This window comes from Ochrobactrum sp. Marseille-Q0166, from assembly GCF_014397025.1.
GTDB lineage: Bacteria > Pseudomonadota > Alphaproteobacteria > Rhizobiales > Rhizobiaceae > Brucella.
Genome location: NZ_JACJUO010000001.1, coordinates 378,022 through 392,290, shown reverse-complemented (window position 1 = coordinate 392,290; position 14,269 = coordinate 378,022). Strand labels below are relative to the sequence as shown.

Here is a 14,269-nt window from a genome sequence, read left to right as displayed (position 1 = left end):
AGCTTTGCGTTGGATAATGCATAAGGCAAAGAGGGAGAGCGTATCAGAAAATGTCGCAAATCGGAATCGCTCTGGAAAGCAGTCTCTTTGACATGTTTATGCGTTCAACGGAAGGGGTAACCCGACTAAGGTGCGATCAACTCTTTGATAAATTTGATAGGAAACTCGACTCACGGATGCGAACGGGAGTCAATAAGTCTGAGAAGATTCCACAGAATGTTTCACGTGAAACATTTCTTGGGGTCACAAACGCTGCTCCCACTGTTTCACGTGAATCATTCATTTTCCGATGCAGAATTGGGAGAAGATAATGTCCAGTATTTCTTCAACGTCGACATCGCCAGTAATGCGACCGAGATATTGCGATGCGCGGCGCATGTTTTCAGCGCGCAATTCCAACGGGAGGTCATCGCGTTCTGCCGCTATCGAGATTTCTGAGATCGTTGATTGCAGTAGATTGATATGTCTCTGGCGCGTTGGTACTGCGTCATTGATCAAGCCTATCCGCTCCTCGGCAAAGGATTGCAGAGCGTTCAGCAATAGATCAAGACCATCAGACGTCTTGGTGGAAATTTCAAACTGCCAGTTCGCAGAACCAGCAGCATTACCAAGATCAGCCTTGGTTCCCACGGTCCAGATATGCGCAATGCCCTGTTCCAAAGTTACTGCAATCGGATTCTGCATATCCTCAAGCAGCAAAACCAGATCAGCCTCGGCCGCACGTTCGCGGGCCCGTTCAATCCCGATGCGTTCGACCTGACTGGTCGTCTCGCGCAGGCCAGCTGTGTCGGTAACATAGACCGGTATGCCGCCAAGATTGAGTTTAACTTCGAGCAGATCGCGTGTTGTACCCGCCTCTTCCGAGATAATTGCAATCTCCCGACCGGCGAGAAAGTTGAGCAGGCTAGACTTGCCCGCATTGGGCGCACCGGCAATGACAACATGCAAACCATCACGCAGCATTGCTGCGCGCTTGCCGCTTTCAATATGTCGGGTAATTTCACTTTGCAGAGATTTGAGTTGCTCCCATACCTGTACCGAAACGGAACCAGGCACATCGCTTTCATCTGCGAAGTCGAGTTCAGCCTCAATCAACGCGCGGGAACGAATAAGCTTCTGACGCCACTCTGTATAAAGCTGACGCTGCGCTCCGGACGCGACCTGCAATGCAAGGCGACGCTGGCCTTCCGTTTCTGCCGCAATCAGATCGGCCAGACCTTCGGCAATCGTCAGATCCATCTTGCCATTGGTGAAAGCACGACGGGTAAATTCACCCGCTTCCGCAATTCGGCAATTCGAGAAAGTGCTGAGTTCTTCCAAGAGCTTTTCGACAACTGCAATACCGCCATGCAGATGGAACTCCGCGCAATCTTCGCCGGTAAAGCTGTTCGGACCCGGAAAGAAAAGCGCCAAGCCCTTATCGATTGCGTCGCCATTACGCGTTAGAAAAGTCTTATACGCAGCGTATCTCGGTTCGATGGCCTTTCCAAGAATCGTTTCGATAACGAATCGAACTTGTGGGCCGGATATGCGCACCACCGCCACACCGGAAGGCAAGCGTCCACTCGACAAGGCGAAAATCGTGTCCTGAAGATGTTGCGGCTCGCTCATTTGATTTCCCGTTCTATATAGATGATTACGTGATATTCATTCGTGTCAGGAAAGAAAAGGCTTATGACTGAAAACAGCAGCAACAGGCTCGGCAGAGAGCCAAGCGCTTATCTTCGTCAACATGCCGATAATCCGGTTCACTGGCAGCCATGGGGCAAGCAAGCGCTGGATGCTGCACGCGAAATGAACCGCCCTATATTGCTTTCCGTCGGTTATGCGGCATGTCACTGGTGCCATGTGATGGCGCATGAGTCTTTTGAGGACCCGGAAATCGCGGAAGTCATGAACGCGCTTTTCGTAAATATAAAAGTCGACCGCGAAGAACGACCGGATATCGACCAAATTTATATGGCCGCTTTAAGCGCCATGGGGCAGCAGGGCGGCTGGCCGCTCACCATGTTCCTGCGCCCCGACGGTAAGCCTTTCTGGGGAGGAACCTATTTCCCACCGAAGGCGCGGCACAATATGCCCGGCTTTATCGACGTGCTCAAAGCCGTCAACAATCTCTGGCAGGAAAATCAAGAAAAAATTAACCATAATGCCGAGGCCGTATTCAACCATCTGGAAGCGCAGTTGGCTGCTCAAAGCGAAGCGCGCGCCAATGAAGTGACACGCTTTAACGAAGTCGCAGACCGCATCCATGCCATGTTTGATCCGGTACGTGGCGGCATAGATAATGCGCCCAAGTTCCCCAATGCACCCTTCATGGATGCCTTATGGCTGTCTTGGCTCTATAATCGCGAAGTTTCGCATCGCGACACATTTCTGCTTTCTCTCAGAACAATGTTGCAAGGTGGCATTTACGATCATCTGGGTGGCGGGCTTTGTCGCTATAGCGTCGATGCCGATTGGCTGGTGCCGCATTTCGAAAAGATGCTGTATGATAATGCGCAGGTCATTCGCCATGCCACCTACGCCTATGCGGAAACGCAAGATGATTTGTTCCGCAACCGAATCGAAGAGATCATCGATTGGCTGATGCTCGAAATGCGACTGCCCGACGGAAGTTTTGCATCCAGTCTGGATGCTGATAGCGAGGGTGAGGAAGGCAAGTTTTATATCTTCACCGATAGCGAAATTGATGTCGTCCTCGGTGATCAGGCTGAAAGCTTCAAATATTGGTATGGCGTGGAGCCCGCAGGCAATTTCGAAGGCAGCAACATTCTCAATCGCCTTCACGCTGTCGGCGAACCGGCAATGCTCCCGACGAATATCGAAGCTTCGAAACAGAAGCTGTTGGCTTATCGCAACCAACGTGTCCGCCCCGGACGTGACGAAAAGGCTTTGACAGACTGGAACGCACTGGCAATTCGCGCACTGGCTGAAGCGGGTCGCAGTTTTCAAAGGCAAGACTGGATTGAATATGCCGTCACCGCTTATCGTTCTATAGGGTCATCTTTTCAGGATGGTCGCATGGCGCATTGCCGGATGGATGACATTTTACTCTACCCTGCCCTCTCCACCGATTACGCAGCGATGATCAATGCTGCACTATCCCTCTTTGAAGCAACAGGAGACCGAACATTCATCGTTGATGCTGTGGCACTGAAAGAGGCGCTAGATGCAGCCAATCGCGATGCATCAGGCAACTATCGGCTTTCGGCACTTGATGCGGAAGATGTCATTCTCCATGCCTATGGCGATTATGACGAAGCAATCCCCAGTGCTACAAGCCAGATCATTGAAGCTTTCACGCACCTGTTTCTCGTGACGGGTGATCTGCATCTATATAATCAGAATGAGCGTCTGGTTGAACAAGCCATGGGCCGCGCTCTTGTCCAGCAAAATGGTCAGATTGGTATTTTGAACGCTGCGCGCTTTGCAGCCGAACCATTGTCTTTGGTGATTGCCGAGGAAAGCAGTGAGGGCGAACTAAGCTTGATCGCTCAACACAATCCTGATCCGCGGCGGGTCGATAAGTTCGTCCCGTTTGAAGCCGGCAAAGCGATTGAACTTCCAACAGGGGGCACCGCACATGCTGATAAACCTTCAGCGTGGCTCTGTAAGGGGCAAGTGTGCCTTGCACCGGTCGAGACCCCGGCTGCACTCGAAATTCTTCTCAGAGGCCATTCCTGAGGTATTATTTATGAAACAAAAACGCCGCGCTGATTTGTCAACGCGGCGTTTTTCATAGTCATACAGTAGAGGAATTACGTGTTCATCGAGTCGAAGAACTCGCCATTGCTCTTTGTCTGCTTGAGTTTGTCGATGAGGAATTCGATCGCGTCGGTTGTTCCCATCGGTGCAAGGATACGGCGCAGAACAAAAATCTTCTGAAGATCGGCGCGTGGGACGAGCAGGTCTTCCTTACGCGTGCCAGACTTGAGAATATCCATGGCCGGGAAGATACGCTTGTCTGCAACCTTGCGGTCGAGAACGATTTCCGAGTTACCCGTGCCTTTGAATTCTTCAAAGATCACTTCATCCATGCGCGAACCGGTGTCGATCAGCGCCGTTGCGATGATGGTGAGCGAGCCACCCTCTTCGATGTTACGGGCTGCACCGAAGAAGCGCTTCGGACGCTGCAATGCGTTTGCATCCACACCACCGGTCAGAACCTTACCCGATGACGGCACAACGGTGTTATAAGCACGTCCCAGACGGGTGATGGAATCGAGAAGGATCACAACGTCGCGGCCATGTTCGACCAGACGCTTGGCCTTTTCGATGACCATTTCAGCAACCTGAACGTGGCGCGATGCGGGTTCGTCAAAGGTCGAAGAAACGACTTCACCCTTCACCGAACGCTGCATGTCCGTCACTTCTTCCGGACGTTCGTCGATGAGAAGAACGATCAGATAGCATTCAGGATGATTTGCAGTGATCGAATGAGCGATATTCTGCAACAGAACGGTTTTACCAGTCCGGGGCGGAGCCACGATCAGACCGCGCTGACCTTTACCGAGCGGTGCAACCAGATCAATGACGCGTGACGACAGATCCTTATTGGTCGGAACTTCGAGTTCCATCTTGAAGCGTTCATTTGGATAGAGCGGCGTCAGATTGTCGAAATGAACCTTGTGACGGATTTTCTCAGGATCTTCGAAATTGATCGTGTTAACCTTGAGTAGCGCAAAATAACGCTCGCCTTCCTTGGGACCACGGATCGGACCTTCAACCGTATCGCCAGTTTTCAGCGAAAAGCGGCGAAGCTGGGAAGGAGAAATATATATATCGTCAGGACCCGGGAGATAATTGGCGTCAGCGGAGCGCAGGAAACCAAATCCGTCCTGCAGCACTTCAACAACACCTTCGCCGATGATTTCAACGTCCTGAGCAGCAAGGCTCTTAAGGATCGCGAACATCAGCTCCTGCTTGCGCATGGCGCTCGCATTTTCGACCTCAAGCGTTTCGGCAAATGCCAGCAGCTCGACCGGGGTCTTATTTTTAAGTTCTTGTAGTTTCATTTCCTGCATGTGTGAGGAACTCTTTTGAAATTTAAGGAAAAAATGCAGTTGTTCGGAAAGGTGGGTCACTTGGAACGTGACCGGCATCGAAAGCCTGCTGTCATGGTGGGAAGAGGACTCACTCATACCGTTTTAAAGCATGAAGAGCAAGTGGCACATAAGGCGTATCGGTATTTTGTTCAATAGGCAAAAAGTCGGGGGAGGTCACGGTTAACGTAAACTACCCCATAAATCCAAATAGAAAGCCCGGCAGAAGCCGAGCTTTTCAGTAATTATTCGAGCATCAGAATGGTTTCACAACCACCAGTATTACGATCAAGATCATCAGGATAGTCGGAACTTCATTGACGATCCGCCAGTGTTTTGCGGATTTCGTGTTCTTGTCCTGAGCAAAAAGTCGGGTTGCCTTCGAGAGATAGCCATGAACACCGGACAAAAGCACCACAAGCAGAATTTTTGCATGCAGCCAGCCGCCGTGAAAGCCGAAAATTTCCCACGCCATCCAAAGACCGGCGATCCATGTTACAATCATAGCGGGATTAATGATAAAACGCAGCAACCTGCGCTCCATAATCTTGAAAGTTTCTGAGCTTTCTGAACCCGGTGTTGCGGCACAATGATAGACGAAAAGCCGCGGCAGATAGAGCATTCCCGCCATCCAGGCGATAACGGCAATGACGTGGATCGCCTTGACCCAAAGATAAGCATCAGCTGGATTCACGTGAAACAATCCCAATAAACCGAGTAGAACAACCGCAACAGCGACAATTGCTCGGATCAGAGCGGCCTTACCGCTATTTGTTTTGTCAGAAGCCACCATCAGTAGCCTCCACGAACCCGATCAATCATGCGCTGAACATTCTCAATCGGTGCCTGTGGCGTAATTCCATGGCCCAGATTGAAGATCAGTGGACCAGCCCCAAGATTTTTGAGGATCGCATCAACGCCTTCGTCCAAAGCTTCGCCACCGGCCACAACGCGCAAGGGATCGAGATTACCCTGGATAGCGCCTTCGGTCTGAAGTTCACGTGCAAAAGAGTTCGGCACAGACCAGTCGAGGCCCAGAACGTCGACGCCGGTCTTTTCGCGATAGCCCGCGTAAAGCATTCCGGCACCCTTCGGGAAACCGATGATGCGGGCTTCTGGATAAACAGCCCTCACTTTTTGCACAATGCGTGCCACCGGACGAACACAGAAGCGTTCAAAGCAATCTTCATCCAGAACGCCGGACCAGGAATCGAAAATCTGCACGGCATCCGCACCTGCATCGAGCTGTTCGATGAGATATTCGGCTGAAACATCTGCCAGATCATTCAAAAGCTTTTCAAAGGCTTCCGGGAAGCGATAGGCAAACAGGCGGGCGGGAGCCTGATCTGGAGTGCCATGACCCGCGATCATATAGGTCGCAACAGTCCAGGGAGCGCCACAGAAGCCCAACAGCGTTGTTTCCTCGGGTAACTGCTCGCGGAGCAACCGAACCGTCTCATAGACCGGCTCAAGGCGTTTTGCGACACCATCCGTCTCAAGCCAGAAGATTTCATCCGCATCAATCGGTGTCATCAAAGGCCCTCTTCCTTCTTCAAAGCGGAGGTCTCGTCCAAGGGCGTGAGGGACAACCAGAATATCTGAAAACAGAATGGCTGCATCAAAGCCAAAACGGCGGATAGGCTGAAGCGTCACTTCGACAGCCAGATCGGGCGAATAGCAAAGGTCGAGAAAGCTTCCGGCTTGTTTGCGCACTTCTCGATATTCAGGAAGGTAGCGTCCGGCCTGACGCATCATCCAGATCGGTGGTGGAAAGACTGCCTCACCATCCATCACTTTCAAGATCTTGCGCTTCATTGCATTCCACCCTGTTCGATCAGTTTTCGTTATCTCGTGTGAAAGTTTTCCCGTCCGGCTTTCATAAAGAAAGGATGATTCAGGAATCTTTTGATTCTTAGAGTCTGTTGGAATCGGGGATTAAGCTTTGTCCGTCTTTTCCCCACAGTTCCTCTCGGGCCATCTCTGCCTGTGCGAACATTCACCGATAGTCTGGACAAAAGCAATGAAAACTCAAATCATTCATTGAATATAAGGAGTTACCAATTGCCGCAGCTTTGCACGATTTGTGGATAGGCTGGGCATATCTCAAGGTTTTCCAAATGTTACGAGTCTTGTCCACAATTACTTTCGAAAGCTGACCACATGTGTGCTCGCTGTGGATGACTTGCCAAGTTTCCCACCGCCTGCCATGGCTTGTTGAAAGATGCTTCGCTTTACGCACAGTCGTCAACAGGGAGGGGAGAAAACTGTGACCAGACCGCTTTCTTACTTTCATCTTCATCTTATTTCTGATGCGACAGGAGAGACTCTCCTCGCTGCAGGGCGTGCTGCTGCGGCTCAATATGCCAATGCACGCGCGATTGAGCACATCTATCCGCTCATCCGAACCGAGAAGCAGCTGCGCAAAGTTCTGGAGAATATCGATGCTGAACCGGGCATTGTTCTCTATACAATTGTCGATCAGAAGCTCGCCGCTATCATTGATGAAACCTGCGCAGAAATGGGCGTACCGAGTGTTTCGGTGCTCGAACCGGTGCTCAATACGTTTCAATCTTATCTGGGCGCGCCAGCACACCGCCGCGCCAGTGCGCAGCATGTGCTTAATGCCGATTATTTCCGCCGGATCGATGCGCTCAATTTCACGATGGAACATGATGACGGGCAATTGCCGCCCGATATAGAAGAAGCGGACGTTATTCTTGTCGGTATTTCGCGAACCTCGAAAACGCCCACAAGCATTTATCTCGCCAATCGCGGTATCAAGGCGACCAATGTGCCGATTGTTCTGGGCATCCCCCTCCCCGATCAGCTTTTTATCGCAAAGCGTCCGATGATCGTGGGGCTGGTTGCTACGGCTGAGCGCATTTCGCAGATCAGGCAAAACCGCCCACTCGGCAATGTGCCGTCGCTTGATACCGGACTTTATACTGACCGCGTTTCAATTTCGGAAGAACTAGCTTATGCCCGCAATCTCTGTAACCGGCACGGCTGGCCGATCATTGATGTGTCGCGCCGGTCAATTGAAGAAACGGCTGCTGCTATTCAATCTCTGCTGCGCGAAGGCAGGAAGGAAGACCTGACATGACGACAAAGCTTATTCTCGCCTCAAAAAGTCCGTTTCGGTCGGCACTGCTAAAAAACGCGGGCATCGAATTTATCGCTGAAAGTGCTGATATTGATGAGCGCTCGGTTGAAGCGCCGCTTTATAAGTCGGGCGCTACGCCTGAAGAAGTGGCCCAGGTTCTGGCTGAAGCAAAAGCTTTGTCGGTCAGCGAAAACAATCCCGATGCGGTGGTGATCGGTTGCGATCAGACGCTTTCGCTGGGGGATGAGATTTTCCACAAGCCTGTGGATATGGAAGCAGCACGGCGCCAGCTGTTGCAGTTTTCGGGCAAGACGCACCAGCTCAACAGCGGTGTTGTTCTGGTTAGAAACGGCGAGACGGTGTGGCGTCATGTTTCAGTGGCACGCATGACGATGCGCGATCTCGACCCGGGTTTTGTCGGTCGTTACCTTGGTCGGGTTGGCGATATTGCTCTTTCCAGTGTCGGCGCTTATCAGGTCGAAGGTCCGGGCATTCAGTTGTTCTCGGAAATCGAAGGCGATTATTTCACTATCGTCGGACTGCCGCTTTTGCCGCTGCTTGATGAATTGAGGAAGGAAAATCTGATCGATGGCTGACAAGGCATTCGTCACCGGCTTTCCTATAAAGCATTCGCGCTCACCGTTCATTCACGGCTTCTGGCTGCGCGAGTACGCTATTGATGGTTCATATGAAGCCATTGAAGTGCCGCCTGAAAATTTTCCCGAATTTGCTGCTTCGCTTTCAAAAAACGGCTTTGCCGGTGGCAATGTCACGATACCGAATAAGGAAGTAGCTTTCGCAACCGTTGACAGCCACGATGCGGCAGCGAAAGCGATTGGTGCGGTGAACACGCTCTGGTTCGAGGATGGCAGGCTTTGTGGCGGCAATACAGATGCCTATGGTTTTGCTGCCAATCTCGATGCATTGGCACCGGATTGGGACAATGCTGATACGGCTCTGGTTTTGGGTGCAGGTGGAGCAGGACGCGCGATCGTCCACGCATTGCAGACACGCGGCTTCTCGCGCATTGCCATTGTCAACCGCACGTTAAGCCGCGCCGAGGAACTGGCCAGCCATTTCGGCGCGTGCGTTTCCGCTCACGGATGGGATGCAGCGCAGGCTTTGGTTAAAGATGCCGGTCTGATCGTCAACACGACATCGCTGGGCATGAGCGGACATGGAGAAGAAGCAACAGAGTTTCCGCTTGATTTGAGCCAGGCGCAAAAATCAGCTGTTGCGACCGATATTGTCTATATTCCGCTCAAGACGCCGTTTCTGGCCAGTGCTGAAGCACAGGGCCTGAAAACAGTCGATGGGCTTGGCATGTTGTTGCATCAGGCAGTTCCGGGTTTTGAACGCTGGTTTGGCAAAAGACCAGAAGTGACAGATGCACTTCGTAATCATATTCTGGATGATATGAAAAAGGCTGGTGCTTTATGATCATCCTCGGACTGACCGGCTCGATAGGGATGGGAAAAACGACCGCGGCAAACATGTTTGCGGAAGCAGGTGTGCCTGTTTATAGTGCCGATGATACGGTGCATCAGCTTTATTCGGGTCGGGCAGCCCCCCTGATCGAAGCTGCCTTCCCCGGAACGGTTGTGGATGGCACGGTTGACCGGACAAAGCTTTCGAGCGCTGTCCTTGGCAAACCGGAAGCGCTCAAAAGACTTGAATCCATTATTCATCCGCTCGTGCACGAAGAGGAAGCTGCTTTTCTCGCACGCGCGCTTGCGGATGGCGCCGATATTGCGCTGATTGATATTCCGCTGTTGTTTGAAACGGGTGGACAAAGCCGCGTGGACAAGGTGGCTGTTGTTTCCGCTCCTGCCGACATTCAGCGTGAGCGCGTTCTTTCTCGCGCAGGCATGACGGAAGCGAAGTTCGAGGCCATTCTAGCCCGGCAGATGCCGGACGCCGAAAAGCGGACGCGTGCCGATTTCGTCATCGATTCTTCGGGAGATATTGAGGAAACGCGGGGGCAGATCAAAGCCATCATCGCTGAATTGCGTGGAAAGCCTGATGATCAATCCCGATTGCCAGCCTGAGCGTGGTATAAAGCATCAAATCATTTGGAGCTGTGGCTCCAACCCTTTTGTTTAAACGCGTATCCCTAAACCGCTTTGCACTTTTCGGGATGTGCTCTGAGAGGTTTTCCATGCGTGAAATCGTTTTCGATACGGAAACCACTGGCCTTGAGCGGCTGGAGGATCGCATCATCGAAATCGGCGGTGTGGAAATGATCAATCGTTTTCCGACAGGCCGAACCTTCCACAAATTCATAAACCCGCAAGGGCGCAAGGTGCATCCCGATGCGCTTGCGGTTCATGGCATAACCGACGAACAGTTGCTCAAAGAGCCGACCTTCGCCGAGATTGTCGATGAGTTCTTGAAGTTTTTCGACGGTGCAAAGCTCGTTGCGCATAATGCCATGTTCGATCTTGGTTTTATTAATGCTGAATTGAGCCGCTTGGGTAAGCCGGAAATAGAGGTCGAGCGCATTATCGATACGCTTGCGCTCGCTCGCCGCAGAAACCCGATGGGACCGAATTCGCTTGATGCGCTTTGCAAGCGGTATGGCATCGACAATTCCCACCGCACTTTACATGGCGCATTACTCGATTCTGAAATTCTGGCTGAAGTTTATATCGAACTTATTGGTGGCAAGCAGACAGCACTCGGCTTGAGTATGACTGAAAACTCCAACAACACTAATCTTTCTGGGGATAGCAATGCCATTGTTCTCCGGCAGCGACCTGTGCCGTTGGCATCACGCATCAGCGAGAAGGAGCGTGCGGCCCATGATGCCCTTGTTGCAAAAATGGGCGACAAGGCGATCTGGAAAAAATACGTTAATTAGAGCGCCGATCTGATACAACCAGATCGAAACGCGCTGTAATTCAAACATAAAAACCCCGCTTTCGCGGGGTTCTTCTTTTGATATCAGTCGAGATTAGCTCTTCACTGCATTTTTGGCTTCTTCCTCGGCCATACGGCTCTGGAACATCTGCGCAAAATCGATAGGATCGATCATCAGTGGTGGGTAGCCACCGTTGCGGGTTGCGTCTGCAACGATCTGACGTGCGAACGGGAACAGAAGACGAGGGCATTCGATGAACAGCAGCGGAAGCATATGCTCCTGCGCGATGCCCTGAATGCGGAATACGCCACCGTAAACCAGTTCTGTATTGAACAGAACGTCCTTGCCGTCGACAGCCTTGGCTTCGAGCGTTAGAACAACGTCAAAATCCGTTTCCGAAAGTGGGTTTGCGTTTACATTAACATTGATGTTGATCGAAGGAGCCTTGTCGCGCGGACGCAGCGACAGAGGCGCGCCTGGGCTTTCAAAGGAAAGATCCTTGATGTACTGGGCCAGAATGTTGAGGGACGGCTGGGCGGTTGCGCCATTGCCGTTCTTTACTTCGCCCGCAGCGGCCTTATCGCTCATTATCGGTATGCCTTTTCTTTAATGATTTATCTTGTTGCCAAATAGCAGTGATGCTTGGCTAGCATGTGTCGGAACATCAAGCAAGGAACGGTTTTAACGTGCGTATTTGCTCAATTAACGATCTTTGCGGTCTGGATTCCACGGTGAGTTTTCATCCGGCTTGGCTGTATAATCTTCAGGGTCGAGATCGATCACATTGTTGTCGCTACGTTCATATGGACGATAGGCTTCCGAATAGCGTGTGGATGCTGTGGCAACTACCAAGCGATTGCGCACAAAGCGATTCCAGACAAGATCACGGATGAAGGGCACAAAAAGCAGAAGGCCGATCGCGCTTGTGAAAAAGCCGGGCACGATCAGCATTATGGCTGCGACCACGATCATCGCGCCATGCATCATTTCGCGATCTGGTACCCGCCCCGCAGCACTTTCCATCCGAATGCGCTGCAAAAGCCCGAAGCCCTGCACGCGCAGCAGAAAAAAGCCCAGCATAGCACTTAGAACAACAAGGCCCAGCGTTGCCAGAACGCCGATTTCACTGCCGACAATCACAAAGCCAGCAATTTCGATAAACGGTATCGCCAGCATGAGAAGAGGTGCGAAAGAAGAAGACACGGCAGTTACGACCTTATGTTGATGAAGTTTCCTGAAAAAGAAACCGAATTGAAACAGTCTATCATGGATTAACACATAGGTATGCGCGATCGGTATTTGAATGATCAATCAACCCGATCTATATGTATATGTAACGAAATTGGTGGCACGAGCGGAATTTGCGGTCGTTATCCATTAACTGGTGGCAGGCGGTATGGAATTTTTTGATTTTGGTACAATATTTTTCTTCATTGCGGCGGTGGTGATCTTTCTTCAGCTGAGGAATGTTCTTGGCCGACGTACGGGAAATGAAAAGCCGCCCATTGATCCGTATACGTCTAATCGAAATTCCGATACCCAAACTAACGGCACTAATGCAGATAATGTTGTTTCGTTGCCGCAGCGCACTGGCGAAAAAGACTTTACAGCGATTGATAAAATTGCGCCCGCCGGAACACCGGTTAATGACGGTCTTCGCGCTATTCAGGCAGCAGATCCATCGTTCAATCCCGCTGTCTTCGTCGATGGTGTGAAGATTGCTTATGAAATGATAGTCATGTCTTTTGCCGATGGCGACCGCAAGGTTCTGAAAAACCTTCTGTCCAAGGAAGTCTACGAGGGTTTCGTTTCGGCAATTGATGAGCGTGAGGCACGCGGCGAAAGTGTTCGCTCAACCTTCGTCGGTATCGACAAGGCAGAGATTGCCAATGCTGAGATGAAGGGTACGGAAGCGCATGTGACGCTTAATATTGTGAGCCAGATGATTTCTTCCACGCTCGACAAGGACGGCAATGTGGTTGAAGGAGATCAGGAAAATGTCGTCGAAATCCGCGATCTCTGGACCTTCGCGCGCGATACGCGTTCGCGCGACCCAAACTGGAAGCTTGTTGCGACCGAAGCCGAAGACTAAAAAGAGTTGACGATTCAGGGCCGCTAATTTAGCGGCCTTTTCAATTATTGACGGATGCGGCTTGTGCATAATCTGGCGAACATCATACGACCGGTCAGCTATTCAGACTGTCCGGGCTGGTATCAGGACGATCAGGCTTTAGCCTTTTCGGCCTTTCGTCGTTCAGCGGATTACGCGGAGCATAATAGTTACAACAGCGGTAGCCTCGGCATCAGCTTTGAAGCACTACGACCGACCTTTGCTGCGGCACGTTTGTTCACAAATCCAGATATCGCACAAGCGCGCGCATTCTTCGAAGAGCATTTTGTCCCCTGTCTTATTGATGCAGAAGGCTTTGTAACGGCTTTTTACGAGCCGGAGATTGAAGCATCGCGCAGCTTTGACAAGCAATTCACGGTGCCATTTCTGAGAAAGCCCGATGATCTTGTGAAGGTCACGGATGAAAACCGTCCTCTTGGGCTAGATGCCTCTTACGCTTTTGGCCGGCAAACGCCGGACGGTGTGGTTGAATATGATGACCGCCGCACGATCGAGCAAGGCAGTCTGAATGATCGCGGGCTGGAGCTTGCCTATGTTGCCGATAGGGTCGATGCATTTTTCGCGCATGTGCAGGGCGCAGCACGGCTGAAGCTTACTGATGGCAGTTTCATGCGGATCACTTACGCAGCCAAAACCGGCCATCCATTCACCGGGATCGGGCGAATTCTGGTTGCTAGAGGCGAGATTTCGGCTGAAAGCATCTCCATGCAGACAATCCGCCAGTGGCTGAAAGATCATCCTGAAAAAGCCGATGACCTTATCTGGCAGAACCGTTCCTATATTTTCTTCCGCGAAACGGCATTTGATAGTAATGATAAGCATGACCCAAATTTAGGGCAGATCGCAGCGGCCAAGGTTCCGTTGACAGCCGGTCGCTCCATCGCGGTCGACCGGCTTCTGCATACATTCGGAACGCCTATCTTTGTCGATGCGCCAGGTGTGACAGAATTCGATCATGCGCCCTTCTCCCGGTTGATGATTGCACAAGATACGGGAACGGCGATTGTCGGCCCTGCCCGCGGTGATCTTTTTGCAGGATCGGGTGATGCAGCCGGGGAAATCGCCGGCGGCATCAAGAGCAAGGCCGTTTTTTATGCGCTCGTCCCGCGCGCACTGGTCGAGAATTGATC

Annotated in this window: 14 protein-coding genes; 8 read left to right on the top strand and 6 right to left on the bottom strand. The window is 51.6% G+C overall.

Translation table 11 applies throughout. The features are described 5' to 3' along the window. Positions 1-279 precede the first annotated feature (279 nt). Positions 280-1,611, bottom strand: a complete 1,332-nt coding sequence (gene mnmE, locus H5024_RS01825; protein ID WP_187543757.1) for a tRNA uridine-5-carboxymethylaminomethyl(34) synthesis GTPase MnmE — start codon at positions 1,609-1,611, stop codon at positions 280-282. A 63-nt stretch (positions 1,612-1,674) separates the two neighbouring features. Between mnmE and H5024_RS01820 the strand changes: the two genes are divergently transcribed. Beyond that, on the top strand, positions 1,675-3,687 hold the full coding sequence (locus tag H5024_RS01820; protein WP_187543756.1) for a thioredoxin domain-containing protein: 2,013 nt from the start codon (positions 1,675-1,677) through the stop codon (positions 3,685-3,687). 74 nt (positions 3,688-3,761) lie between these two features. Here the strand turns inward: H5024_RS01820 and rho are convergent, their stop codons facing one another. The 3 genes from rho to hemE form a co-directional block, all read right to left on the bottom strand. Further along, positions 3,762-5,027, bottom strand: a complete 1,266-nt coding sequence (gene rho, locus H5024_RS01815; RefSeq protein WP_187543755.1) for a transcription termination factor Rho — start codon at positions 5,025-5,027, stop codon at positions 3,762-3,764. Positions 5,028-5,301: 274 nt separating this feature from the next. Further along, positions 5,302-5,838 carry a protoporphyrinogen oxidase HemJ gene (gene hemJ / locus H5024_RS01810; protein WP_187543754.1) on the bottom strand — a complete coding sequence of 179 codons (537 nt, stop codon included), beginning with the start codon at positions 5,836-5,838 and terminating at the stop codon, positions 5,302-5,304. Then, the gene (gene hemE / locus H5024_RS01805; protein ID WP_187543753.1) at positions 5,838-6,860 is read right to left on the bottom strand and encodes a uroporphyrinogen decarboxylase; all 1,023 of its coding nucleotides are present in this window, start codon (positions 6,858-6,860) and stop codon (positions 5,838-5,840) included. The genes hemJ and hemE overlap by 1 nt, the downstream gene beginning before the upstream one ends. A 406-nt stretch (positions 6,861-7,266) precedes the next feature. Here hemE and H5024_RS01800 point away from each other — a divergent pair, with 406 nt between their 5' ends. The 5 genes from H5024_RS01800 to dnaQ all read left to right on the top strand — a co-directional run bounded on the left by H5024_RS01800 (position 7,267) and on the right by dnaQ (position 11,008). Continuing rightward, a complete protein-coding gene (locus H5024_RS01800) occupies positions 7,267-8,148 on the top strand; it encodes a pyruvate, water dikinase regulatory protein (RefSeq protein WP_210309576.1) in 882 nt (293 codons plus the stop codon). Further along, on the top strand, positions 8,145-8,744 hold the full coding sequence (locus H5024_RS01795) for a Maf-like protein (protein ID WP_187543751.1): 600 nt from the start codon (positions 8,145-8,147) through the stop codon (positions 8,742-8,744). Before H5024_RS01800 ends, H5024_RS01795 begins: the two co-directional genes overlap by 4 nt. After that, positions 8,737-9,588, top strand: a complete 852-nt coding sequence (locus H5024_RS01790) for a shikimate dehydrogenase (RefSeq protein ID WP_187543750.1) — start codon at positions 8,737-8,739, stop codon at positions 9,586-9,588. Before H5024_RS01795 ends, H5024_RS01790 begins: the two co-directional genes overlap by 8 nt. Continuing rightward, complete coding sequence (coaE, locus tag H5024_RS01785) at positions 9,585-10,196, top strand: dephospho-CoA kinase (protein WP_187543749.1); 612 nt, start codon at positions 9,585-9,587, stop codon at positions 10,194-10,196. The genes H5024_RS01790 and coaE overlap by 4 nt, the downstream gene beginning before the upstream one ends. Positions 10,197-10,306: 110 nt before the next feature. Continuing rightward, on the top strand, positions 10,307-11,008 hold the full coding sequence (gene dnaQ / locus H5024_RS01780) for a DNA polymerase III subunit epsilon (protein ID WP_187543748.1): 702 nt from the start codon (positions 10,307-10,309) through the stop codon (positions 11,006-11,008). 93 nt (positions 11,009-11,101) lie between these two features. Here dnaQ and secB read toward each other — a convergent pair whose 3' ends face one another. Together secB and H5024_RS01770 are read right to left on the bottom strand one after the other, a co-directional pair. Then, entirely contained in the window at positions 11,102-11,596 is a 495-nt protein-coding gene (gene secB, locus H5024_RS01775) for a protein-export chaperone SecB (protein ID WP_187543747.1), read from the bottom strand. A 114-nt stretch (positions 11,597-11,710) separates the two neighbouring features. After that, positions 11,711-12,211, bottom strand: a complete 501-nt coding sequence (locus tag H5024_RS01770) for an FxsA family protein (RefSeq protein ID WP_187543746.1) — start codon at positions 12,209-12,211, stop codon at positions 11,711-11,713. Between the two features lie 193 nt (positions 12,212-12,404). Here H5024_RS01770 and H5024_RS01765 point away from each other — a divergent pair, with 193 nt between their 5' ends. After that, positions 12,405-13,100: a Tim44/TimA family putative adaptor protein gene (locus H5024_RS01765; protein WP_187543745.1), complete on the top strand. Its 696-nt coding sequence runs from the start codon at positions 12,405-12,407 to the stop codon at positions 13,098-13,100. Positions 13,101-13,154: 54 nt separating this feature from the next. Continuing rightward, positions 13,155-14,267: a murein transglycosylase A gene (locus tag H5024_RS01760; protein ID WP_187543744.1), complete on the top strand. Its 1,113-nt coding sequence runs from the start codon at positions 13,155-13,157 to the stop codon at positions 14,265-14,267. The last annotated feature ends 2 nt before the right edge of the window (positions 14,268-14,269 follow it).

Excerpts from the sequence above, each read along its gene's own strand:
- mnmE (WP_187543757.1), bottom strand. The coding sequence starts at position 1,611 with ATGAGCGAGCCGCAACATCTTCAGGACACGATTTTCGCCTTGTCGAGT.
- secB (WP_187543747.1), bottom strand. The coding sequence starts at position 11,596 with ATGAGCGATAAGGCCGCTGCGGGCGAAGTAAAGAACGGCAATGGCGCA.
- H5024_RS01765 (WP_187543745.1), top strand. The coding sequence starts at position 12,405 with ATGGAATTTTTTGATTTTGGTACAATATTTTTCTTCATTGCGGCGGTG.
- hemJ (WP_187543754.1), bottom strand. The coding sequence starts at position 5,838 with ATGGTGGCTTCTGACAAAACAAATAGCGGTAAGGCCGCTCTGATCCGA.
- dnaQ (WP_187543748.1), top strand. The coding sequence starts at position 10,307 with ATGCGTGAAATCGTTTTCGATACGGAAACCACTGGCCTTGAGCGGCTG.
- coaE (WP_187543749.1), top strand. The coding sequence starts at position 9,585 with ATGATCATCCTCGGACTGACCGGCTCGATAGGGATGGGAAAAACGACC.
- hemE (WP_187543753.1), bottom strand. The coding sequence starts at position 6,860 with ATGAAGCGCAAGATCTTGAAAGTGATGGATGGTGAGGCAGTCTTTCCA.
- H5024_RS01795 (WP_187543751.1), top strand. The coding sequence starts at position 8,145 with ATGACGACAAAGCTTATTCTCGCCTCAAAAAGTCCGTTTCGGTCGGCA.
- rho (WP_187543755.1), bottom strand. The coding sequence starts at position 5,027 with ATGCAGGAAATGAAACTACAAGAACTTAAAAATAAGACCCCGGTCGAG.
- H5024_RS01820 (WP_187543756.1), top strand. The coding sequence starts at position 1,675 with ATGACTGAAAACAGCAGCAACAGGCTCGGCAGAGAGCCAAGCGCTTAT.
- H5024_RS01790 (WP_187543750.1), top strand. The coding sequence starts at position 8,737 with ATGGCTGACAAGGCATTCGTCACCGGCTTTCCTATAAAGCATTCGCGC.
- H5024_RS01760 (WP_187543744.1), top strand. The coding sequence starts at position 13,155 with ATGCGGCTTGTGCATAATCTGGCGAACATCATACGACCGGTCAGCTAT.
- H5024_RS01800 (WP_210309576.1), top strand. The coding sequence starts at position 7,267 with ATGCTTCGCTTTACGCACAGTCGTCAACAGGGAGGGGAGAAAACTGTG.